General features: G+C 64.7%; 21 protein-coding genes, 1 tRNA gene and 1 riboswitch. Of the genes, 11 read left to right on the plus strand and 11 right to left on the minus strand.

The genetic code is table 11. The annotated features are described in order from the left end of the window. Positions 1-104 precede the first annotated feature (104 nt). Positions 105-1,820, plus strand: a complete 1,716-nt coding sequence (locus tag SO140_RS24865) for a heparinase II/III family protein (RefSeq protein ID WP_449380275.1) — start codon at positions 105-107, stop codon at positions 1,818-1,820. A 59-nt stretch (positions 1,821-1,879) separates the two neighbouring features. Then, a riboswitch (ZMP/ZTP riboswitch) is annotated at positions 1,880-1,961 on the plus strand. A gap of 36 nt (positions 1,962-1,997) precedes the next feature. Further along, on the plus strand, positions 1,998-3,590 hold the full coding sequence (purH, locus tag SO140_RS24870) for a bifunctional phosphoribosylaminoimidazolecarboxamide formyltransferase/IMP cyclohydrolase (protein ID WP_449380341.1): 1,593 nt from the start codon (positions 1,998-2,000) through the stop codon (positions 3,588-3,590). Positions 3,591-3,735: 145 nt separating this feature from the next. Here the strand turns inward: purH and SO140_RS24875 are convergent, their stop codons facing one another. Continuing rightward, positions 3,736-5,124, minus strand: coding sequence for an MFS transporter (locus SO140_RS24875; RefSeq protein WP_449380276.1), 1,389 nt, complete (start codon positions 5,122-5,124; stop codon positions 3,736-3,738). Positions 5,125-5,239: 115 nt separating this feature from the next. Here SO140_RS24875 and ggt point away from each other — a divergent pair, with 115 nt between their 5' ends. Then, positions 5,240-6,991 (plus strand): gamma-glutamyltransferase, encoded by a 1,752-nt coding sequence (ggt, locus tag SO140_RS24880; protein WP_449380277.1) that lies wholly within the window; start codon positions 5,240-5,242, stop codon positions 6,989-6,991. Next, entirely contained in the window at positions 6,945-8,579 is a 1,635-nt protein-coding gene (locus SO140_RS24885) for a serine hydrolase domain-containing protein (protein WP_449380278.1), read from the plus strand. Before ggt ends, SO140_RS24885 begins: the two co-directional genes overlap by 47 nt. Before the next feature lie 11 nt (positions 8,580-8,590). Here the strand turns inward: SO140_RS24885 and SO140_RS24890 are convergent, their stop codons facing one another. Then, on the minus strand, positions 8,591-9,256 hold the full coding sequence (locus SO140_RS24890) for a glutathione S-transferase family protein (protein ID WP_449380279.1): 666 nt from the start codon (positions 9,254-9,256) through the stop codon (positions 8,591-8,593). A gap of 151 nt (positions 9,257-9,407) precedes the next feature. Here SO140_RS24890 and SO140_RS24895 point away from each other — a divergent pair, with 151 nt between their 5' ends. The 3 genes from SO140_RS24895 to panE all read left to right on the plus strand — a co-directional run bounded on the left by SO140_RS24895 (position 9,408) and on the right by panE (position 11,719). After that, on the plus strand, positions 9,408-9,983 hold the full coding sequence (locus SO140_RS24895; protein WP_449380280.1) for a DUF2239 family protein: 576 nt from the start codon (positions 9,408-9,410) through the stop codon (positions 9,981-9,983). A 104-nt stretch (positions 9,984-10,087) separates the two neighbouring features. Beyond that, entirely contained in the window at positions 10,088-10,696 is a 609-nt protein-coding gene (locus SO140_RS24900) for a 2-hydroxychromene-2-carboxylate isomerase (RefSeq protein ID WP_449380281.1), read from the plus strand. Positions 10,697-10,795: 99 nt separating this feature from the next. Beyond that, positions 10,796-11,719: a 2-dehydropantoate 2-reductase gene (gene panE / locus SO140_RS24905; protein ID WP_449380282.1), complete on the plus strand. Its 924-nt coding sequence runs from the start codon at positions 10,796-10,798 to the stop codon at positions 11,717-11,719. Between the two features lie 80 nt (positions 11,720-11,799). Here panE and SO140_RS24910 read toward each other — a convergent pair whose 3' ends face one another. The 4 genes from SO140_RS24910 to SO140_RS24925 all read right to left on the minus strand — a co-directional run bounded on the left by SO140_RS24910 (position 11,800) and on the right by SO140_RS24925 (position 15,333). Next, complete coding sequence (locus SO140_RS24910; protein WP_449380283.1) at positions 11,800-12,387, minus strand: c-type cytochrome; 588 nt, start codon at positions 12,385-12,387, stop codon at positions 11,800-11,802. 254 nt (positions 12,388-12,641) lie between these two features. Beyond that, positions 12,642-13,916, minus strand: coding sequence for a PQQ-dependent sugar dehydrogenase (locus SO140_RS24915; protein WP_449380284.1), 1,275 nt, complete (start codon positions 13,914-13,916; stop codon positions 12,642-12,644). A gap of 278 nt (positions 13,917-14,194) precedes the next feature. Further along, on the minus strand, positions 14,195-15,181 hold the full coding sequence (locus tag SO140_RS24920) for an NAD-dependent epimerase/dehydratase family protein (protein WP_449380285.1): 987 nt from the start codon (positions 15,179-15,181) through the stop codon (positions 14,195-14,197). Positions 15,182-15,258: 77 nt separating this feature from the next. Next, a tRNA-Gly gene (locus SO140_RS24925) sits at positions 15,259-15,333 on the minus strand. Between the two features lie 275 nt (positions 15,334-15,608). Here SO140_RS24925 and trxA point away from each other — a divergent pair. Then, entirely contained in the window at positions 15,609-16,532 is a 924-nt protein-coding gene (gene trxA / locus SO140_RS24930) for a thioredoxin (RefSeq protein WP_449380286.1), read from the plus strand. A gap of 114 nt (positions 16,533-16,646) precedes the next feature. Further along, on the plus strand, positions 16,647-17,324 hold the full coding sequence (locus tag SO140_RS24935; protein WP_449380287.1) for an LON peptidase substrate-binding domain-containing protein: 678 nt from the start codon (positions 16,647-16,649) through the stop codon (positions 17,322-17,324). A gap of 6 nt (positions 17,325-17,330) precedes the next feature. Here the strand turns inward: SO140_RS24935 and SO140_RS24940 are convergent, their stop codons facing one another. Together SO140_RS24940 and SO140_RS24945 are read right to left on the minus strand one after the other, a co-directional pair. Then, a complete protein-coding gene (locus SO140_RS24940) occupies positions 17,331-18,143 on the minus strand; it encodes an SDR family oxidoreductase (RefSeq protein ID WP_449380288.1) in 813 nt (270 codons plus the stop codon). 32 nt (positions 18,144-18,175) lie between these two features. Then, on the minus strand, positions 18,176-18,526 hold the full coding sequence (locus SO140_RS24945) for a hypothetical protein (RefSeq protein WP_449380289.1): 351 nt from the start codon (positions 18,524-18,526) through the stop codon (positions 18,176-18,178). Positions 18,527-18,618: 92 nt separating this feature from the next. Between SO140_RS24945 and SO140_RS24950 the strand changes: the two genes are divergently transcribed. Beyond that, positions 18,619-19,152: a TetR/AcrR family transcriptional regulator gene (locus tag SO140_RS24950; protein ID WP_449380290.1), complete on the plus strand. Its 534-nt coding sequence runs from the start codon at positions 18,619-18,621 to the stop codon at positions 19,150-19,152. 152 nt (positions 19,153-19,304) lie between these two features. Here the strand turns inward: SO140_RS24950 and SO140_RS24955 are convergent, their stop codons facing one another. Then, the gene (locus SO140_RS24955) at positions 19,305-20,135 is read right to left on the minus strand and encodes an FTR1 family iron permease (RefSeq protein WP_449380291.1); all 831 of its coding nucleotides are present in this window, start codon (positions 20,133-20,135) and stop codon (positions 19,305-19,307) included. A gap of 10 nt (positions 20,136-20,145) precedes the next feature. Next, positions 20,146-20,493 carry a cupredoxin domain-containing protein gene (locus SO140_RS24960; protein WP_449380292.1) on the minus strand — a complete coding sequence of 116 codons (348 nt, stop codon included), beginning with the start codon at positions 20,491-20,493 and terminating at the stop codon, positions 20,146-20,148. Positions 20,494-20,754: 261 nt separating this feature from the next. On the opposite strand from SO140_RS24960, the gene SO140_RS24965 reads away from it, so the two are divergent. Beyond that, the gene (locus SO140_RS24965) at positions 20,755-20,952 is read left to right on the plus strand and encodes a Trm112 family protein (protein WP_254101600.1); all 198 of its coding nucleotides are present in this window, start codon (positions 20,755-20,757) and stop codon (positions 20,950-20,952) included. Between the two features lie 138 nt (positions 20,953-21,090). Here SO140_RS24965 and SO140_RS24970 read toward each other — a convergent pair whose 3' ends face one another. Then, complete coding sequence (locus tag SO140_RS24970) at positions 21,091-22,311, minus strand: ubiquinone biosynthesis hydroxylase (RefSeq protein ID WP_449380293.1); 1,221 nt, start codon at positions 22,309-22,311, stop codon at positions 21,091-21,093. Between the last annotated feature and the right edge of the window lie 154 nt (positions 22,312-22,465).

The raw sequence follows: 22,465 nt of genomic DNA on the forward strand, positions 1-22,465 counted from the left end.
GTCAGCCGGCCGATTTTGGGATTAAAAGGATTCGTCAGGAATCCTCTCCCCCTTCAAGGCAAGGCGTGTCGGTCGCTCAACGCAGACGCATCTCGACGTTGGTCATGAACCGCTTCGCGCGGAACATGCTGGCGCGCGCGAGCGGCGGTTCCGTGGCGGTGTCGCGGCTCTGGCCGGGCCGCACCGACCGGCTGATCATCGCCCCGCACGACCTGCGCACCGCGGACGCCACGCGCGCAGCTGAGATCTATGCCGGGCGCTTCGTCTTCGCTGGCAAGATCGTCAATTGCCACGGCCGCTCGATTTTCGATCTCGAGCCGCCGTCGGAGGACTGGGAAGTCGCCCTGCTCGGCTTCGGTTGGCTGCGCCATTTGCGCGCCGCCGACACCGCGCTGACGCGGGCCAATGCTCGCGCGCTGGTCGAAGATTGGATCTCCAATCCCGCCAACAAGCGCCCGGTCGCCCGCCGCGCCGACGTGCTGGCGCGGCGCGTGATCTCGCTGTTGTCGCAGGCGCCGCTTGTGCTTGGCGACACCGACAACAAATTCTATCGCCGCTACCTGCGGGCGCTGGCGCGCGAAATCCGCTATCTGCGTTTCACCATGGTCGACATCCCGGACGGGGTGCCGCGGCTGCAAGTGTTGATCGCGCTCTGCTACGCCTCGCTGTGTCTCGCCAACCAGGCGCGCCACATCCGCAGCGCCTCGCGAAAACTGTCCGACGAATTGCAGCGCCAAATCCTTCCCGACGGCGGACACGTCTCCCGCAATCCCGGCGCGTTGATCGAGCTTCTGATCGACCTGCTGCCACTGCGCCAGACCTTTGCAGCGCGCAACATCGCGCCGCCGCCGGCGCTGCTCAACGCGATCGACCGCATGATGCCGATGCTGCGCTTCTTCCGGCACGGCGACGGCAACTTTGCGCTGTTCAACGGCATGAGCGCGACGTCATCGGATCTTCTCGCCACGCTATTGGCCTATGACGATACCCACGGCGCGCCGATGGCGACCATGCCGCATACCGGCTTCCAGCGCCTCGACGCCGGAGCGTTGACGCTGATCATGGACACCGGCGCGCCGCCGCCTGCGAATGTCAGCCACGATGCCCATGCCGGCTGCCTGTCGTTCGAATTGTCGTCGGGCACGAGCCGCATCGTGACCAATTGCGGCATGCCGACGACCGGACGCGACAATTGGCGGCCATTCGCGCGCGGCACCGCGGCGCATTCGACGCTGACCTATCACGAAACATCGTCCTGCCAGTTCGTCGAGCTGTCGGCGATGAAGAAGCTGCTGCATGGCGCGCCCGTGATCAGGGGGCCGGCCGTGGTCGAGAATTTTCGCGAGGTCGTTCAGAACGGCACGCTGCTGACGACGTCGCATGACGGCTATCTCGCCAAGTTCGGCGTGATCCACCGGCGCGTGGTGATGGTCGCCAATGACGGCGCGCGGCTCGACGGCGAGGACACGCTGTCGCCGCCGCAGGGCGGACGGCTCAAAGGTGCGAATGCGGATTTCGCGCTGCGCTTCCATTTGCATCCGGCGGTGAAGGCGAGCCGGCTGTCGGATGCCCGCGGCGTGATGCTGGTGCTGCCGAACCGCGAGGTCTGGACCTTTGAAGCGTTGGACGACAAGGTCGATCTCGAGGACAGCGTGTTTTTGGCTGGCAATGACGGCCCGCGCCGCACTGCGCAGATCGTGATCCGGCAGGACGCGCGGCAGGCCCCCTCGATCCGCTGGAGCCTTGTTCGCTCCAGCGCCTCGCCGGCTGTCACCAACGCCCGCCGCAACGCCCGACGCGAGCCGGAACTTCCGCTGTAAACGCGCGCGGCTCGCGCCTATCTAGCCGTTGTGAGGAACGCCGAAAGCTGCTAACGAGCCCTCGCTCGCGCGACTGGCGACCTTGGATGGAGCACCATCGGGAAGCGCGGGACATATCTGCCGCGCGCCTGGGCATAGGTACTCCCCACACAGAGGATCTTGCCCATGACTGATGCGATGACTGACCATCCCCGCCGCGTCACCCGCGCCCTGCTTTCCGTTTCCGACAAGACCGGTCTGATCGAGTTCGCCAAGGCGCTTGCCGCCCATGGCGTTGAGCTGGTCTCGACCGGCGGCACCGCCAAGGCGATCGCGAGCGCGGGCCTCGAGGTCAAGGACGTCTCCGAGCTGACCGGCTTTCCTGAAATGATGGACGGCCGCGTCAAGACGCTGCATCCGAAGGTGCATGGCGGCCTGCTCGCGATCCGCGACAACAAGGAACATGCCGAGGCGATGAAGGCGCATGGGATCGCGCCGATCGATCTCCTCGTCGTCAACCTCTATCCGTTCGAGGCAACCGTCGACAAAGGCGCTGATTTCGAAGAGTGCATCGAGAACATCGACATCGGCGGTCCGGCGATGATCCGCGCCGCCGCGAAGAATCATGACGATGTCGCCGTTGTCGTCGACGCGCAGGATTACCAGGCCGTGCTCGATGAGCTCGCCGCCAACAATGGCGCGACCACGTTGAAGCTGCGCCGGCGCCTCGCCGCAAAAGCCTATGCACGCACCGGCGCCTACGATGCCGCGATCTCCAACTGGTTCAACCGGCAGCTCGAGATCGACGCGCCCGACTACCGCGCGTTCGGCGGCAAGCTGATCCAGGCGCTGCGTTATGGCGAGAACCCGCACCAGACCGCCGCCTTCTACGCGACGCCCGACAAGCGGCCGGGCGTCTCGACCGCGCGGCAATTGCAGGGCAAGGAGCTCTCCTACAACAACATCAACGACACCGATGCGGCCTATGAGTGCATCGGCGAGTTCGATGCCAAGCGCACCGCGGCCTGCGTCATCGTCAAGCACGCCAACCCCTGCGGCGTCGCGGAAGGTCCCGATCTCGTCACCGCCTATCGCAGGGCGCTCGCCTGCGACTCGACCTCCGCCTTTGGCGGCATCATCGCGATGAACCGCGTGCTCGATGCCGACACCGCCCGCGAAATCACGAAGATCTTCACCGAGGTGATCATCGCGCCCGATGCCAGCGAGGAAGCGATCGCGATCATCGGCGCGCGCAAGAATCTACGCCTGCTGCTGGCCGGCGCCCTGCCCGACCCGCGCACGCCCGGTCTCACCGCCAAGACCGTTGCCGGCGGCTTGCTGGTGCAGAGCCGCGACAACGCCGTGGTCGACGACATGGCCTTCAAGGTCGTGACAAAACGAGCGCCGACGGATGCGGAGATGCGCGACCTGAAATTCGCGTTCCGCGTCGCAAAGCACGTCAAGTCCAACACCATCATCTACGCCAAGGATCTCGCCACCGTCGGTATCGGCGCGGGCCAGATGAGCCGCGTCGATTCGGCCCGGATCGCAGCACGGAAAGCCCAGGACGCGGCGAACGAAATGAAGCTTGCCGAGCCGCTCACCAAGGGATCGGTCGTCGCGTCAGATGCGTTCTTCCCGTTCGCCGACGGCATGCTCGCCTGCATCGAGGCCGGCGCCACAGCCGTCGTGCAGCCCGGCGGCTCGATGCGTGACGACGAGGTGATCAAGGCCGCCGACGAGCACGGCATCGCCATGGTGTTCACGGGGACGCGGCATTTCAGGCATTAACTCCCTGTCGTCCCGGACAAGCGGAGCGCAGATCCGGGACCATAACCACAGGGAGTAGTTTGGCGAAGACTCGGAATTGACAGCGTCGCGCCACAACCTCTCCTTGGGGTTATGGGTCTCGGCCTTCGCCGGGACGACACTTGAGCTAGTTCTCCCTCACCCGCATCAGCAACGCCAGTCCCGCGGCGAAGAACACCACCAGCACGCCCATGCCGGCCTTCTGGCTTGCGGTCCCGGCCGTGATTGCGCCGATCAGGAGCGGGCCGATGAAGGACGTCACCTTTCCGGTCAGCGCGAACAGGCCGAAATACTGCGCGATGCGATCCCTCGGGGCGAGGCGGATGAGGAGCGTCCGCGAAGCGGCCTGGAGTGGGCCGCCAGCCGCGCCAATCAGGCATCCCAGCACGAGATAGGCGCGCTCGGCTGCGCCCGCGAACAAGGCGCCGCCCGGCTGGGGCGGAGCGACCTTGATGAACAGAATCGAATCCTTGTCGACCAGCAGGATTGCCGCCAGCGACAGCAGCAGCACCAGCATACTGCCGGCGATCACGCGCTTCGGTCCCAGGAGATCGTCGAGCTTGCCGCCGAGCCACGCGCCGAACGTGCCGGCGATCGCCAAGATGATGCCGAAGGTGCCGATCTGAATCGTGTGCCAGCCGAACGTGCCGGCCGCATAGATGCCGCCGAAGGCGAACAGCGAGACGAGGCCGTCGCTGTAGATCATGTTGGCGAGCAGGAACGTCGCCAGCGATCTCTGCCGCGGCAGTTCGCGCAGCGATTGCAGCAGTTGTGCAAGGCCAGCGCGCAGCGCCGCGCGCACCGGCCGCTTGGCGGGATAGTCCGGCGTGAACAGGAACATCGGCGTCACGAACACGATGAACCAGAGGCCCGTCAGCGGTCCCGTGATACGATCGCCCTCATGCACTGCCGGATCGAGCCCGAACAGCGGTTTGAAACCAAGCAGCGTACGCCCGGTCTCCGGGTTCGCGGCAAGGAAGCCGAGCACGATGATCAGGCTGATGATGCCGCCGACATAACCGGTGGCCCAGCCATTGCCGGAGAGCCGCCCGATCCGCTCCGGGGGCACGAGCGTCGGCATCATCGCATTGTTGAACACGGTGGCGAACTCCGCGCCGACGCTGGCGAGCGCCACGGCCGCAAGCAGCGGCGCGATGATGGCGGGATCGCCGGGCCTGCCGATCCACAGCGCACAGGAGCCGAGCACCAGCATAGCGCCGAATGCAGCGATCCAGGGCTTGCGCCGGCCCGCCGCGTCCGCGACGGCGCCTAACACCGGCGACAGCAGGGCAATGACCAGGCCAGCGGCCGCCATCGCGAATCCCCACAGCGACTGTCCGGCCGCAGGGTCCGGCGCGACGCTTGTGGCGAAATAGGGCGCAAAGACGAACGTCGTGATCAAGGTAAAATAGGGCTGTGCAGCCCAGTCGAAGAAGATCCAGCTGACGACGGCAGCGCGCGGCGGATAGATCCGCTCCGCATCGGCCATATCGGTATCAGAGGCGATCGTCGTCATCAGCATTCCTTATCACGAACAGTTTTGCCGCTCTTGGCGCAAACGGTATAGCATTGCCGTGACGGCTGTGGAGCGGCGCCAAGACACGACAGAAACAAGACACGGCGGAAATTTGATGATGTCGCTTGTCCTGACACGACGAAAAGTCGTAGTTGCCCTCACGATTCTAGGTATCGGCCTGTTGCCGGCGCGCGCTCAGGATGCGCGCCGCCTCTACGAGCCACCCGCGCTCGACACCGTTCACGCCATCGCGGCCGAGCACGGCATGGTGGTGGCCCAGGAGAGAATCTCCGCACGGATCGGCGCAGACATCCTGCGCAGCGGCGGCAATGCGGTGGATGCCGCGGTCGCGACCGGTTTCGCCATGGCGGTGACCTATCCGCGCGCGGGCAATATCGGCGGCGGCGGCTTCATGGTGATCCATTCCGCCGACCGCAAGGAAGACATCGCGATCGACTATCGCGAGACCGCGCCGGCTGCGACGACATCAGACATCTTCCTCGGCGCCGACGGCAAGCCCGATATCGCCAAGTCGCGCGACTCCGCACTCGGCATCGGCGTGCCCGGCACGGTCGCAGGACTGTCGCTGGCGCTGGAGAAATATGGCTCCGGCCAGTTCACGCTGGCGCAATTGCTGGAGCCGGCGATCGCGCTCGCCCGCGACGGTTTTATCATCAGCGACGACATCGCCGACACCTTGCCGGCCGCGCACAAACGATTTGCGCGCTGGCCGGCGTCGGCAAAAATCTTCTCGCGACCGGACGGGACGCCGCTGCAAGAGAATGACCGGCTGGTGCAAGGCGATTTGGCTGAGACGCTGTCGGCTATCGCTGCCCAAGGTCCGCGCGGATTCTACGAGGGACCGGTCGCCGAAAAGCTGGCCAAGGCCGTCACCGATGCCGGCGGCATCATGACTCCGGAGGATCTGCGGTCATACAGGCCCGTGATCCGCGAGCCGGTGCGCGGCAGCTACCGCGGCTTCGACATCGTCTCGATGCCGCAGCCGTCGTCCGGCGGCGCGGTGCTGGTGGAAACGCTGAACATCCTGGAGGGCTTTCAGCTCTCGGATCTGAAGCAGGGCTCGCCGGCCTCGCTGCATCTGCTGATCGAGGCCATGAAGCGCGCCTATGCCGATCGCGCGCGCTACCTCGGCGATCCCGCGTTCGTCAAGGCGCCGATCGAGACCCTGATCGCGAAGGATTATGCCGCAAAACTCCGCACCGGCATCAATGCCGACAGTGCCACGCCAGCGAGCAAGATCGTGGCGAGCGCGACGCCGCCGCGCGAAGGCAGCAACACCACGCATTTCTCGGTCGTCGATATCAGCGGCAATGCGGTGAGCAACACCTATACGCTCAACTTCAGCTATGGCGTCGGCCTCGTCGCCGACGGCACCGGCGTGCTGCTCAACAACGAGCTCGACGATTTCACCGCGGCGGTTGGCGCCTCCAATGCCTATGGCCTCGTCGGCTACGAGGCCAACCTGCCCGGCCCCGGCAAGCGGCCGCTGTCCTCGATGTCGCCGACCATCGTGCTGAGGGACGGCAAGCCGGTCCTGGTGACCGGCTCGCCCGGCGGCAGCCGCATCATCTCCACTGTGCTCCAGGTGATCGTCAACGTGCTCGACTATCATATGGATGTCGCCGCAGCCGTTGCAGCACCGCGGCTGCATCACCAATGGCTGCCGGATGAAGTGCGCGTCGAGCGCGGCTTTTCCGACGATGTCCTGTTCGAACTGAAGGCGATGGGTCACCTCGTCGTCGAGCCGATGGGTCAGACATCGGCCAACTCGATCGCGGTGACGCCGAACGGACCCTTCGGTGCGCCTGATCCGCGCACCCGCGGCGCCGCGGCGGAAGGACAATAAGCTTTCCCCTTTAGGAGGTCCGCGGTCAACGGCGCTGGTCATCGGTTTTCGCCTCCGGCCAATTCTCCGACGGCGGCCTCTGCGGGGTCTTCCTCGCGACCGTTGCGCTACCGGACACCCGCCGCCGCGCGCTGCATGCAGGCTAACAGGGCCCTTCGCATCTCATTCCCATATGTCGCGGGAACGACTAGGCTCGTGTCTCGGCAAGGAGATATGCGTGGTCCGCAAGATTCTGGCTTCCATCGCAGCCTTGCTGCTGGTGGCACTTATTGTGCTGACGGCCGTCTTTCGTCCGGATCGCGCACTTCGAATCGTGGCCGCTGTCGTCGCTCACAATGTCTGCGCCAAGAGCTTTGTCTCAGGACTTGATCCCGAGACATCCTTCGCAGAGATCACGAGTGATACCAGCCTGCGGTTCTGGCGGGCGATCATGACATATCAACTGGATCGCGCGGCAGGAACCGTCGAAATCTTTGCTTTCGGCCGATCTTATGGGCTCGCCGCCTTTCACGAAGGATTCGGCTGTGTGATCGTGAATGGATCGCGCCAGCCTTATGTGCCGCAGAGCGACATTCAGGCGCTGAAAGCGCCGCAGGAGCCGCCATTGCTCCCTGAAATCGCCGGGCCGGATCTCGTCGAACCCGGGGACGACGCGCTCAGGGCAGCCCTGACTCACGCCTTCGAAGAGCCTGGGGCCGTGCCCACGCGGAGAACCAAGGCCGTCGTGGTGGTGCACAATGGCCACGTGATCGCCGAACGCTACGCCCCGGGCGTCGGCATTGATACGCAATTGCTCGGTTTCTCTTTGACCAAGTCGGTGATCAACGCGCTGATCGGCATCATGGCGAACCAGGGCTTGATCAGCCCGTCGATGCCGGCGCCGATCCCGGAATGGCATTCGCCGTCCGACCCGCGCCACCGGATTGAGATCGAGCATCTCTTGCGCATGACGACGGGGCTTGCACTGGATGAGACCTTCGTCGGCTTTGATCAATCCAGCGAGATGTATGTGAAGGACGACATGGCCGACTTTGCAGCCAAGGCTGCGCTGATCGCACCACCGGGAACGCGTTGGCATTACTCGAGCGGATCGACACAGCTGCTGGCGCGGATCATACGCGATATGCTGGGCGGTCCCGAGCAAGCGTTGGGCTTTGCCTGGCGCACATTGTTCGACCCGCTCGGTATGCGCCATGTGACGCTCGAGTTCGATCCATCCGGAACGCTGCAGGGCGCGTCCAACATGCTGGCAAGCGCGAGAGACTGGGCGCGATTCGGCTTGCTCTATCTCAACAACGGCGTCATCGGCGGCAAACGCATCCTGCAGGAAGGCTGGGTGGATTTTTGCGCTGCCGCTACGCTCGAGACCAACTATGGGGCGGGCTTCTGGACGAATCGCGGCAAGCAAAGGAACGCGAGGGCCGACGTGCCGGGGGAGATTCCCCGGGATGCCTTCTTTGCGGCAGGCGCGTTCGATCAACGCGTCGCAATCATTCCGTCGCGCAACCTGGTTGTGGTGCGTCTCGGCGACGGCCAGGGTGACGTCCAACGGCTGATCAGGGAAGTGCTGGCCGCGACGCGAGAATGAAGCGAAGGAGCTTACCGCCCGACCTGGTACGGCCCGCCCTTCTCCAGCGCACGTTGATAGGCCGGACGCGCATGGATGCGTTCGAGGAACGCCATCGCCTTGGGATGGCCCTGCTCCAGCCCGCCGCGCGCCTGCGCCGCCTCCAGTGGAAAGCTCATCTGGATATCGGCCGCCGTGAACTCGTTGCCGGCGAACCACTCGCTCTTGCCAAGCTCGCCTTCCCAATAATCCATGTGCTGCTTGAGCTGCGGATTGACGAGCGCCGTGAGCGCCTGGTTCGAGACCTTGCGCACGAGAGGACGGAGCAGCGCCGGCGCGCGCTTCGGCATCAGGGTGAACAGCAGCTTGAGCAGCAGCGGCTGCATCGCCGAGCCTTCAGCATAGTGCAGCCAATAGGTGTAGCGCAGCCGCTCCGGCGTGTTGGGCGACGGGATCAGGCGTCCCTGGCCATAGGTGCCGACGAGGTATTCGACGATCGCGCCGGATTCGGCGATGGTATTGCCGTTGTCGGTGATCACGGGCGACTTGCCGAGCGGATGGATGGCACGCAGCTCCTTCGGCGCGCGCATGTCCGGCTGGCGCTGGTAGCGCACGATCTCGTAGGGCACGCCCAACTCCTCGAGCAGCCACAGCACGCGCTGCGAGCGAGAATTGTTGAGGTGATGAACGGTCAGCATTTTGAGGTCCCCCACTGGTCTCGGACGCGTTGGTGCCAGCCCGGCGGGCGAATGTCGAGCCGGATGGTCGTTAATTTTACCCGGGCATATTGACGCTTCTATTTCATCCGGATATTAAAAGGACACGGTGTCAAATTTCGCAGTGATTTCAATGCAGGAAACCTTCACAGCCTTTGTCGGTCAGCGGTGCCTGGCCTCGGGACCAATCGCGGATGTGGCCTTGGCGGTCAAGCGCGCGGATGCAGGGGCCGGCTCGCCGATCGTGATCTTCAGCGACTCGAGCGGGCGGGCGGCCGATTTCGACCTGCGCGGCGACGACCAGGAGGTGCTGGCCCGCCTGGCGACGATCGCGCCGGCGGAAGGCATCGAGCCGCCGACTGCGCCGCGCGGCCGCGGCCGGCCCAAGCTCGGCGTGGTTGCGCGCGAGGTGACGCTGCTGCCGCGACACTGGGAATGGCTCAACGCACAGCCGGGCGGCGCCTCGGTCGCGCTGCGCAAGCTCGTCGATGAGGCGCGGCGCGCAAGCGGCGATCGCGACCGCGAGCGGCAGGCGCGCGATGCGGCCTACCACTTCATGTCGGCGATGGCGGGCAATCTCGCGCATTTCGAGGAAGCCTCGCGCGCGCTGTTCGCAGGCGACCGCCGGCGCTTTGCGGCCGAGATCGCCGACTGGCCCGCCGACATCCGCGACCACGTCCTGAAACTCGCAAGCAGCGACCGCGCGTAGGCGGAACACGCCCCGGTCAAGGTATTATGACCATCATGAAACGGGTGGACGTGGCGCGGCTGCTGCGCCAAGATGTGCGCAAGCGAGCTCGGGGGAGGACGATTTTGACGCGCGCGGCCCCACAATTCCTGTTCGATTTCGGCAGTCCCAATGCGTTTCTCAGCCATGAAGCCATCCCTGCGATCGAGCAGCGGATCGGCGTGAAATTCGAGTATGTGCCGATCCTGCTCGGCGGCATCTTCAAGGCGACCAACAACAAGTCGCCGGCCGAGACGCTCGCCGGCATCAAGAACAAGCGGGAATTCCAGGCTGTCGAGACCGAGCGTTTCATCAAACGCTTCCACGTGCAGCCCTATGTCTGGAACCCGTTCTTCCCCATCAACACGCTGAACCTGATGCGCGCGGCAATCGCGGCCCGGCTCGAAGGCGTGTTCGAACAATATGTCGAAGCCGCGTTCCATCACATGTGGCGCGAGCCGAAGAAGATGGACGATCCGGAAGTTGCGATGAAGGCGCTCGCATCGTCAGGCCTCGATGCGCAGAAGTTGTTCACACGTGCCCAGGACCCCGATGTGAAAGCAAAGCTGATCGAGAACACCGAGGAGGCCGTCGCGCGTGGCGCGTTCGGTTCACCGACGTTCTTCGTCGGCAACGAGATGTTCTTCGGCAAGGAGCAGCTGCGCGAGGTCGAGGAGATGGTGTCGGGAAAGTGAGAGGTGCGAATGGCGGGTAGCGAATAGCGAGTGGAAATCATCCCTGCTATTCGCTACTCCGTACTCGCCATTCGCCAAGGACAACAACGGAGCATCCCCATGCGCATTCTCGTGGTCGGCGCCGGCGCCATCGGCGGCTATTTTGGGGGCAGGCTGTTGCAGGCCGGGCGCGACGTCACCTTCCTGGTGCGGCCGCGGCGGGCGACAGAGCTCGCGAGCGCCGGCCTCGTCATCAAGAGCCCAAACGGCGATGCAACGCTGACGAATCCGCCGGCAGTGCAGGCGGGCCAGCTCACCGAAAAATTCGACGTCGTGCTGCTGAGCTGCAAGGCGTTCGACCTCGATGATGCCATCAAATCGTTCGCGCCGGCGGTCGGGCCGAACACCACGATCATTCCCGTTCTCAACGGCATGCGGCATCTCGACGTGCTGGACCAGAAGTTCGGTGCCGAGCGCGTGCTCGGCGGGCTCTGCGCCATCGCCGCGACGCTGAATGAGACGCGCGAGGTGGTGCAACTCCAGCCGATGCAATCGATCAATTACGGCGAGCGCGACGGAGAACTGTCGGCGCGGGTAAAGGCGATCGACGAAGTCTTCACCAGCGGCATCGCCGGCGCCGGCGCGAGCCAGAACATCATGCAGGACATGTGGGAGAAGTGGGTGTTTCTCGCCTCGCTCGCGGCGTCGACCAGCCTGATGCGCACTTCCGTCGGCAACATCCTGGCGGTCGCCGGCGGCATGGATTTTCTCCTGGGGATGTTGGACGAGACCAGCGCGACTGCGACCGCGTCGGGCTATGCGCCCGGCGGACCGTTCTTCGAGCGGGTCAAGGGTTTGATCACCACCGAAGGCTCGCCGATGACCGCATCGATGTTTCGCGACATCAAGGCGAACCTGCCGGTCGAGGCCGATCACATCATCGGCGACCTCATCGCGCGCGCCGATGCTGCGAAAGTGCCGGTGCCAAAACTGCGCATCGCCTATACGCATTTGAAGGCGTACGAGAAGCAGCGGGCGGGGTAGCCTCGCACTCCGCCGTCGTCCCGGGGCGCGCAAAGCGCGAGCCCGGGACGACGAGTTGAGTAACCGTTTACAGCCTTCCGCTACTGCAAATGCGCCAGGTAATGCGCAAGTGCGGTGATCTCTTCCTCGCTGAGCGAATAGGCGACGTCGGCCATGGCGGCGACGCCGCCGCCGACGCGCAGGCCCGCCTTGTAGTCGTGCAGGGCCTTCACCAGATATTCCTCGCGCTGGCCGGCAAGGCGGGCGACGGCCTTGGTGCCGGCATAGCTGTCGGTGTGGCACGAGGCGCAGCGGCGGCCGCTGGCTGCTTCCTTGCCTTTCCGCGACAGGTCGGGATCCTTGTCCTCCGAACCCTTCGGCGGCGTGAGCTGCGAAAAATAGGCGCCGAGACTGCGGATGTCCTCGTTGGCGATCTCTTCCGCGATTGGCTGCATCTGCTCGTTCTTGCGCGAGCCGGCACGAAAGAACACGAGCTGCCACTGCAAGAACTGATCGGGCTGGCCGGCAAGCGAGGGGATGTTCTCGGTCTGCGAGATGCCGTTGTCGCCGTGGCAGCCGGCGCAGATTGCCGCCTTCTCCTTGACGTCGGCAGCGTGCGCGAAGGGAATGGTGACAAGCGCAGTGAGCGCAAGTCCGATGATCGCGTGAGGAGCAAACTGCCGGTGCATGATTGGAGGATTCCGCTCTAACAAGCCGTCATTCCGGGGCGCCCGAAGGGCGAGGTATGATGCGCAATTGCGCATCTGAGAATCCATAACCCCAAGTCGTGGTTATGGGTTCCGGACTTGCGCGCAAGGGGCGCACAGGTCCGGAACGACACTGTCCAGAACTCAAAGGGTCCAGAACTCAAAGGCCAGAACTCAAAGACAGAGGCTGCGGCCGCCGGTCCGGCCACCTCAGCCTCCGAGGCTTTCACGTCGCGCTACTTCTTGCTGTAGCTGATGCGATAGATCGCGCCGGCCCAGTCGTCGGCGACGAGGATCGAGCCGTCCTTCGCGAGGATGATGTCGTCGGGACGGCCGAGATAGCCCTGGTCGCCCTCGAGCCAGCCGGAGGCGAACACCTCCTGCTTGGGGTTCTTGCCGTCGGGCCCGACGATCACGCGCACGATGCGCGCGCCCTGGTACTTGTGCCTGTTCCAGGAGCCGTGCTCGGCGATCAGGATGTTGTTCTTGTACTCGGCGGGGAACTGGTCGCCGGTATAGAACTTCATGCCGAGCGGAGCGACGTGCGCACCGAGATTCAGCACGGGCGGCGCGAACTCCGAGCACTTGTGACCCATCGCGAATTTCGGGTCCGGCAGATCGCCCTGGTGGCAATAGGGATAGCCGAAGTGCTCGCCGATCTTCGAGATCATGTTCAGCTTGTCGCTGGGGAGATCATCGCTGACCCAGTCACGTGCGTTCTCGGTGAACCAGTATTTGCCGCTGCGCGGATCGACGTCGCCGCCGACCGAGTTGCGGACACCGAGCGCCCAGACTTCGGCGTTGCCGGTCTTGGGATCGACGCGCCGGATCTGCGAGACGCTGGTCGGCGGAATGCCGACGTTGAAGGGCGGTCCGAACGGCAGGAAGAACCAGCCATCCTTGTCGGTCGCGATGTACTTCCAGCCATGAGCGGCATAGGACGGCATGTCGTCATAGACGACCTTGCCCTCGCCGAGATTGTCGAGATTCGCTTCGACGTTGTCGTAGCGAATCAGCTTGTCGACGGCGATGACGTAGAGTGCGCCGTCCTTGAAGGCGAGGCCGGTCGGCATGTTCAGACCCTTGAGGATGGTCTTGACCTCGCGCTTGCCGCCATTGTCCTTGATCGAATAGACGTTGCCGAGGCCGAACGAGCCGACGAACAGCGTGCCCTTGTCGCCCCAGGCCATCTGCCGCGCGGCGAGAACGCCGGGCGCCCAGACCTCGATCTTGAAGCCCGCCGGCAACTTGATCTTCTTCACGATGTTGGCGAGCTCGGCCTCGGATGCGCCGGTCGGCGGGCCGGACGGCGGCGCAAGACCCTTCTGCGCCTCGGTCTCATCGCCCAAGAACCAGTCATCCGGCGGATGCGTCCAAAACTCCTTGGTGCCGGATTCGTATTTCTTCAGCGCCCGGTTCTTGTCCTGCTGCTGCGCATTCACGACGCTTGTCCCCGCGAGCAGGGCAACCGCCGCAAACGCAAAGATGGATCGATGGAATATGGATGTCATCGCGTCACTCCCCTAAGGCGGCCGTGGCGGCCATACCGTTATTGTTTTGCTATTCGAGAGGCGAAGTTCGGAGTCTGTCGACAGAGGCAGACGCGAAAAGGTTAGCACATCTGCGAGCGCTGAGAAGCGTGGCTGGCGCATCGCGATGAGCCTCAATAAAAATTGAGAGAGAACTTCTCCGCATGCGTAGCATGCGAGCACGTGCGTTCTCGCTGCAACGCGGAATCACGCGGCTAGCGACTATTTCGCAGGCAGCGCTCGCATGCGCGCGACGGGAATTATGAGACTACGGGATAAGGGCCACGGTCGAAGACGGTGTCATGATAACCCTTTGAGCCGACCTGACGCGCCAGCGCGCTGCGAAAATCGTGGTTCTCGCGCAGGCTGCTCAGCACGTGGGCAAAGTCGAATGCGGGCCGCCAGCCGAGTTCGCGGCGCGCACGATCGTTGACGTAGACGCGGTCGATGGTCGGAAACAGGCGCCAATCCCTCGCCGCGTAGAGTTTGGCGCAATCGGGATAGAGCGCATGCACGACGCGCGCGGCGTCCTCAAGCAGGGCGGCGAGGTGGTTTTGCGTGAACGGGCTCGTCGCCGACACGATATAGCGCGAAAAGCCGATGCTGGGTGCGCGCTCGACGGCGAGCAGATGCGCGCTTACCGCGTCCGCTATATCCAGCCGGCGATAAAGCAGCTCGTTGGCCTGCGCGTTCTCGGTCGCAAAGCTCGCCCGCGCTGAGGGATCGTCGTCCTCCTCCGGAAAGAAGCGCGAGGTTCGCAAGACGACGACGGGAAGCCCATGCTCGCGAAAGAACAGCTCGCAGAGATTCTCGGCCATCAGCTTGGTGGTACCGTAGATGTTCTTCGGCACCGACGGCAGATCCTCGGTGACCCAGACCGCGGCATTGCCGGCCTCGGGCCGAAGCTGCGAGCCGAACGCGCTGGTGGTGCTGGTGAAGACGAAGCTCTTCACGCCGGCCTCAAGCGCTGCCTCGAGCAGGTTGAGCGTGCCGGTGACGTTGGTGTCGATGAAGTCCTGCTTGGTATGGGTCGCGACATGCGGCTTGTGCAGGGTGGCGGCGTGGATGACGGCGGTGACGCCCGCCATCGCGGTCCGCACGAAGCCGGGATCGACGATCGAGCCCACCCGGTCGGTGAACTCCGATTTCTTCAAATCAACCCCATGCACAGTAGACCCGCGCGCGCGAAGCGCCCGGAAAATGGCTTCCCCGAGATGGCCCGCACTGCCGGTGACCAGAATTGTCATTCCACGTCCAACGTACGTCCCGGACGGAGCCGCCCAAAGGGCGATCCGGTCCTGTCAGGTTTGACGCTGGGAGAAATTGGAGCGGGCGAAGGGGCTCGAACCCTCGACCCCGACCTTGGCAAGGTCGTGCTCTACCACTGAGCTACACCCGCGTCCTGAGCCGGTCGCGTGACGCGCCGGCAACGGCTGTCGTATGCCAAAAGCGGGCGGCGAATGCAACAGCTACCCGCGGCATCTATTCGCTTCGGAGACCTAAATGAGCCCCGAATAGGGTCGAAAGCGACCCGAAACGCCCAGGAACCACCAAATCAGCGGTCATGGATTGAAATTCGGCCGTCCCGGCCCAATTTAGGAGCCGGGACAGCAGCATATGGAACGGCGTCGTGCTAAAGAGCCGCCTTTCCGGACATCAGACGAGGGGACTTCCGTGACGATCATTGACCAGGGCAATGGAGCGGCGGGCCAGGCTGCGCCCGATCTGATCAAGGACACCACCACCCAGACCTTCGTGAAGGACGTCATCGAGGAATCGAAGCGCCAGCCGGTGCTGATCGACTTCTGGGCCGAGTGGTGCGGCCCATGCAAGCAGCTGACCCCGGTGCTGGAAAAGGCCGTCAAGGCGGCCAAGGGCAAGGTCAAGCTGGTCAAGATGAACATCGACCAGCATCCGGCGATTCCGGGCCAGATGGGCATCCAGTCGATCCCGGCCGTGATCGCCTTCGTCAATGGCCAGCCGGCCGATGGCTTCATGGGCGCGGTGCCCGAGAGCCAGGTCAACGCCTTCATCGAGCGCCTGACCAAGGGCGTGACCGCGCCGGGCGAGGTCAACGTCGCAGAGATCGTGAGGGAAGCAGACGCCGTGCTCGCTGAGGGCGACGTCGAGGCCGCGGCGCAGATCTATGCCGAGGCGCTGTCGCACGATGCGACCAACATCGCCGCGCTCGCGGGCCTTGCGAAATGCTACGTCACGTCGGGTGCGATCGAGCAGGCCAAGCAGACGCTCGCCATGGTGCCGGAGTCCAAGCACGGCGATGCCGCGGTGAAGGCGGTGCAGGCCGCGATCGATCTCGCCGAGCAGGCGGAATCGCTCGGGCCGGTCACTGAACTGGAGCAGAAAGTCGCTGCAAACCCGCTCGATCATCAGGCCCGGTTCGACCTTGCGACCGCGCTCAACGCGCAAGGCAATCGGGCAGCCGCGACCGACCAGCTGCTCGAGATCGTCAAGCGCGACCGCAAATGGAACGATGATGGCGCACGCAAGCAGCTCATCCAGTTCTTCGAGGCCTGGGGCGGCGCTGATGATGCGACCGTCGAGGGACGCAAGCGGCTGTCGACGATCCTGTTCTCGTAGTTGTTGGAGCATGATCTTGTCGGAAGACCGCTTCACACTTTTCGCTAAAGCGGCCCTTCGGGTCCGGATCATGCTCTAAGGCCTGAGCGCCACACAAGTCAGCGGGGAGCGGGTATGCCGATCAATATCGAATATCGCGGGCCCGCCGATCTTCCCGAGATCATCCCGGTGTTTCCGCTGCCCGGCGCGCTGCTCTTGCCGCGCGGGCAGATGCCGCTCAACATCTTCGAGCCGCGTTATCTGTCGATGGTCGACGACTCACTTCGCGACGGCCATCGCCTGATCGGCATGATCCAGCCCGACGTGGCGCATTCGCCGAAGAACTCTGACAGGCCGGTGCTGTTCAACGTCGGCTGCGTCGGCCGCATCACCCAGCTCGCCGAGTCCGGCGACGGCCGCTACATCCTCGAGCTCACCGGGATTGCGCGCTTCAAGGTGGTCCAGGAGCTCGAGGTGCTGACATCCTACCGGCAGTGCAAGGTGAACTTCTTCGCCTTCACGGATGATTTCACCGCCCGCAAGGGCGAGGACGCGGTCAATCGCGAGGCGCTCCTGGTGGCGCTCGCCGACTTCCTGAAGGCCAACAACCTCAAGGTCGACTGGGAAGGTGTCGAGAGCGCACCCAACGAGGCGCTGGTCAATGCACTGGCGATGATGTCGCCCTATGGTCCCGCAGAGAAGCAGGCGATGCTCGAAGCTCCCGACCTGAAGACCCGCGCCGAGATCCTGATCGCCGTCACCGAGATGGATCTCGCCAAGAAACGCACCAGCGGCGATCCGCCGCTGCAGTGAGCGCACTTAGGCCGCGCGGCGAACGTCCGGCGATTGGCGGCGCAGCCAGTCCGCCCAGGATGATGTGCCGCGCACGCCCTGGCTGACGACGAAGCCCATGCCTCGCGCTGACCTTTCCGACAAAGCCATCGGCACGATGCGCCGGCGGATGGCGTGCGCCTCCTGGTACTGCCGCGCGAACTCGGTGCAGCCGAAATCGTCGGGTCCGCCGATCTCGGGCCGCATCCCGCGGCCACCATCGAAGGCACAGCTCACGACGTGATCGGCGACATCGGACGTGTCGACCGGATTGAACACCGTCGTCGGCACCGGCCACATCGGAAGCCAGGCGAGGCCGGCCAGCAGCCTGTCGAGCAGATAGTAGAAGGGCATCGCCCGGACCACGGACCATGACACCGACGAGCTGCGGACCAGCTGCTCACCCCTGAGCTTGACGCGTGCGTAAGGCAGCGTTGCATCGTCGAGACCCACGATCGAGACGTGCAGGAGGTGCTGCACCGAGGCCTCCTGGCAGAGCGAGAGCAGCAGCTCAGTTCCTTCGACGTCGACCGCGGACGGCGACGTGAAAAAGTCGGAGGGCCTGAAGCCGCCGCGGCGCGCGATCGGCGAATAGGTCGCCGCATTGATGACGGTGTCGACGCCGTGCAGCGCCTCGCGCAGCCCGGCGCCCGTTACAAGATCGCCGATGGTCCATTCGACATCGGCCCGCGCGCCGGGCGAGCGGGCAAAGACCCGCACGGAATGCCCGGTGGCGATGAGGCGGTCGACGATATCCTGGCCCAGATGGCCGGTGCCCCCGGTAACGAGCGTCAGCGGCATGCTTCGGTCCTCATCTAAAGCGCGATCATGCTCTAGTACCCGGCAACCGCCATCGCCACGACGGCACTCAGTGCCATCCAGCCGAAGTGGCGACCGCGTGTTGCCCAGGCGTTGGCGAAGGCGGCAAAGCCGAACACGATGGCCAGCGTGGTGACGATCCAGTGGCGCGCGGGTTCCGACGCCATCCAGGGCGTGGCGAACAGCAGGACGCCGCCGCCGATCCAGGCGACCGTCGAGGTCTGCCAGACCAGGCGGATCAGGGTCCGCAAGCGTTCCGGTTCGATTTTGGCGCGAGCAAAGACTTTTGTTTCGCCGAGGACGCCGTGAATGAGCGCCACGACGATCGTGGCCAATCCGGCGGCTTGCAGCAGCAGATCACGCATAGCCTGACCCTCCATACAGTGATGTATGGTGATAATGCCGGACTTGGCAGATGTCAATACAGTCCTGTATGGTTGGTCCAACGGAACCCGACATGACCGAACAGCTTTCCGCCGACGACTGGATAAAGCAGGGCCTGAAGGCGCTGGCGAGGAGCGGCTTCACGGCGCTGAAGGCCGATCCGCTGGCGAAGGCGATGGGCGTGTCGCGCGGCAGCTTTTACTGGCACTTTGCCGATCTCGGCGCGTTCCATGCTGCGATCCTGAAACGCTGGCGCGAGATCGCGGCCGAGCGGATCATCGCTGATGTCGAGGCCGACAGCGAGGGTGAGCCGCTACGTGCGCTGTTGCGGCGGAGCTTTGGCGCACGGCTCGATGTGGAACGCGCGGTGCGCAATTGGGCGGCGTTCGAGCCGGCGGCACAAGGTGCCGTTCGCGCGATCGATCGCCGCCGGCTCGACTACATCGAAGGGTTGCTCGAAAAACGCGGGTTCGCCTCGGCGATGGCGCAGGCGCGTGCGCAAATCCTGTACTGGACGTTTCTCGGCTTTGCACTGTCGAACACGCCGCTGCCGGCCGCGCGCCTGGAGGCGCTGATCGACGAGCTCCTGCGGATGGTCTCGAACTAAGAGATTGAGCTCGATTGCTGCCGCGCAGCAGGTGCGCTCCCTCCCCCGCAAGCGGGGGAGGGTCGGGGAGAGGGTGTCTCCACAGTGAACAATCCCCAAGTGGAGAGAGCCCTCACCCCGACCCTCTCCCGCCTGCGGGAGAGGGGGCACACCTAACCTGCGGCGACGGCGCGCCTGGGCGGCTCGGATCCGACCAGCCGCATCAAGGCGATCGTGACCAGGACGACGGCGGCATAGATCACGAGCTGCATCCCGGTCGGCTGGTCGGTGTAGCCGATCAGCGTGTGCAGGGTGCGGCCCAAGATGCTGTCCTCGGCGAGAAGCCAGCTCGTGTCCCACACCACGGTGTCGAGCGCGGTGAGCCAGTTGGCGCGCTCGAGGAACGAGACCGCCTGTGCGGCCATGCCGGCCGCGAGCAGCGTGATGAGCACCGTCGTGGTCGCAAACAGCGCGCGCGGCGGAATCCGCAACAGGCCGAAATAAGTGAGGAGGCACACCGCGCCGCCGAGCACGAGGCCGAGCAGGCCGCCCACGAGCAGGCTCATCGCCGTGCCGCCGTCGGATGCGGCGACGCCATAGAGGAACAGCGCCACCTCGCTGCCTTCACGCAGCACCGCGACCCCGACCACGACGGCAAGCGCCAGCAGCGATTTGGATCCTTCGGCGACGGCCTGGCCGACGGCGCGCAATTCGCCCGCCATCTCCTTGCCATGCCGCGCCATCCAGACGTTGTGCCAGGTCAGCATGATCACGGCGACGGCAAGGATCGCCGCGTTGAACAGCTCCTGACCCATGCCTTCGAAGAGCTGTGACAGGGCGCCCGCGAATGCCGCGACCACGCATGCGCCCAGAACGCCCGCCAGCACGCCGCCCACGATCCAGCGATTGCGATGCTTAACAGAGCGCGTCACCGCGAGCACGATGCCGATGATCAGACCGGCCTCAAAAACCTCGCGGAAGACGATGATGAGCGCGGCGAGCACGAGCGAGGCCTTATTCGACGATGAGAGTGCCGCGCGCCTTCTCGTTGAACTCGTCGAAGAACTCGTAGCGGCCGGCCTTCTGCGCGCGAACGTTGACGACGGCCTCGCCCTTCGACGGAATGACCTTCTCGACCTTCAGCGTCTTGCTCTCGAACTCCATCGCCTTGGCGGTGTTGTTCTTGACCTTGACGGTGATCGCCTTGCCGGCGGGTGCGCGCAGCTCGCTCGGCTGGAACGCGCCATCATAGACGATTTGGAGTTCGGTCGCCTGCTGCGCGTTCGCGGCAGGGAGCGGCAGCATCGCGGCAACGCAGAGCGCGGCGAGGGCGAAAGACCTTGGGTTAAGCGAAGCAAACATGGATCGGCGTGTCCCGGGCTAAATGGTCAAAATCGACGGCAAGCGCGCGCTGCGCTGGGCCGACGTCCTGCAAACCAAATATCGGCCGTGGCGGCTAGGCTGCGCTCTCGCAAAAGGACTTACTCTAAAGCTATTCTAAGTTATGACGACATGCGGAAAGTGCTGTCGCGCCAGAGATCGCAGGGCGTGTGAGACCCCTATGCGGCGACACGCCGCAGCTTTTCGTGCTAAGGGCCGGATCACCGCCGGAGACTACCATTCATGACCACGCCAAACGAACGCCCCGAAGCCACCGTCGATCCCAAGCTCTTGGAGATCCTGGTGTGCCCGCTGACCAAGGGTCCGCTCGAATTCGACGCCGCCAAGCAGGAGCTGATCTCGCGCTCCGCCAAGCTCGCCTACCCGATCCGCGACGGCATACCGATCATGCTGCCGGAGGAGGCGCGGAAGATCGATTGAGGCCGAAACTCCTCATGGTGAGGAGGCGCGCCAGCGCCGTCTCGAACCATGAGGCCCCGCTGCTGCAGCTCGGCCTTCATCCTTCGAGACGCGCGCAAGCGCGCTCCTCAGGATGAGGGTCAATGGCCTTGTTGACTGCTACAGCGCCTCGCCCTTCAACAATTTCGGCACTTCGCCGGTGAGGCCGGCGGCCTGGCGGATGAAGAGATTCTTCAGCGGCGGGGCGCGGTCGACGATGCCGAGGCCGATGTCGCGCACGGTGCGCAGAAGTGTCGACCTGTTGGAGAACAGGAAGTTCAGCGAATTGGTCGCTACCCCCATCGCCATGGTGTCGAAGCGCCGCCAGCGCTGGTAGCGCTCCAGCACATCGCTCTGGCCGATATCCATGCCGAGCCGCGCGGCATCGACGACCACTTCGGCGAGCGCGGCGACATCCTTCAGACCCATGTTGAGGCCCTGGCCCGCGATGGGATGGATGACATGCGCGGCATCGCCGACCAGCGCGAGGCGCTCGGCGATGAAGGAGCGCGCGACGAAATAGGACAGCGGAAACGCGCGCGGCTGGTCCAGCGCCTTGATCTCGCCGAGATGCAGGCCAAAGCGCTGCTCGAGCTCGCTGTGAAATTCGTCCTCGCTCAGCGCCGTGATGCGCGCGGCCTCGGTGCGGCCCTCGGTCCACACCAGCGAGGAGCGTTTTCCCGTCAGCGGCAGGATCGCGAAGGGGCCGGCGGGCAGAAAATGCTCCTCGGCGCGGCCCTCATGATCGCGCTCATGGCCGACGGTGACGACGATGCCGGACTGATCGTACTCCCAGCCATGGGTGGCGATGCCGGCGCGCTCGCGCAGCTTCGACTTGGCGCCGTCGGCCGCGATCAACAGGCTCGCCGCGACCACGCTGCCATCGCCGAGCGTCACGTCGATGCCATCGGGGCGCGCGTCGTAGGACGCAACAGGAGTGGCGCGAAGATCGATGCCTTCGGCTTCGGCGCGCTTGACCAGCACGTCAATGAGCTGGCGGTTCTCGATCATGTGAGCAAAGGGCTCGCCGGGCTCGACATCGCCGGCGAAGGTCAGGAACACCGGACGCGTCACGTCCTCCAGCTTGGAATCGGTCACGACCATGTCGAGGATCGGCTGCGCACCGCCCTTGACATCGTCCCAGGTGCCGATCGCCTCGAACAGCCGGCGGCAGGCCGCAACGATGGCGGTGGCGCGCGGATCGCGGCTCGGCCGCGTGGCGAGCGCCGGATCGGCGACGATCACGGGAATGTCTGGACCGAGGCCCTGGCGCAATGCGAGCGCGAGCGCTAGCCCTGCAAATGCGCCGCCGCCAATGACAATGCTACCCTGTACTGACATACCCTGGATCCCGGCTAACTCTTGGCCTTGCTAGCAGACTTGAGCTGGGCGAAACAGTGCGGTGAAACAAGGGCCGTTTCCTCATGTCATTCCGGGGCGCGCAAGGCGCGAACCCGGAATCCAGAGATTATTGGCTCGAGATTCCACATTGCGC

This window comes from Bradyrhizobium sp. UFLA05-108, assembly GCF_059803455.1.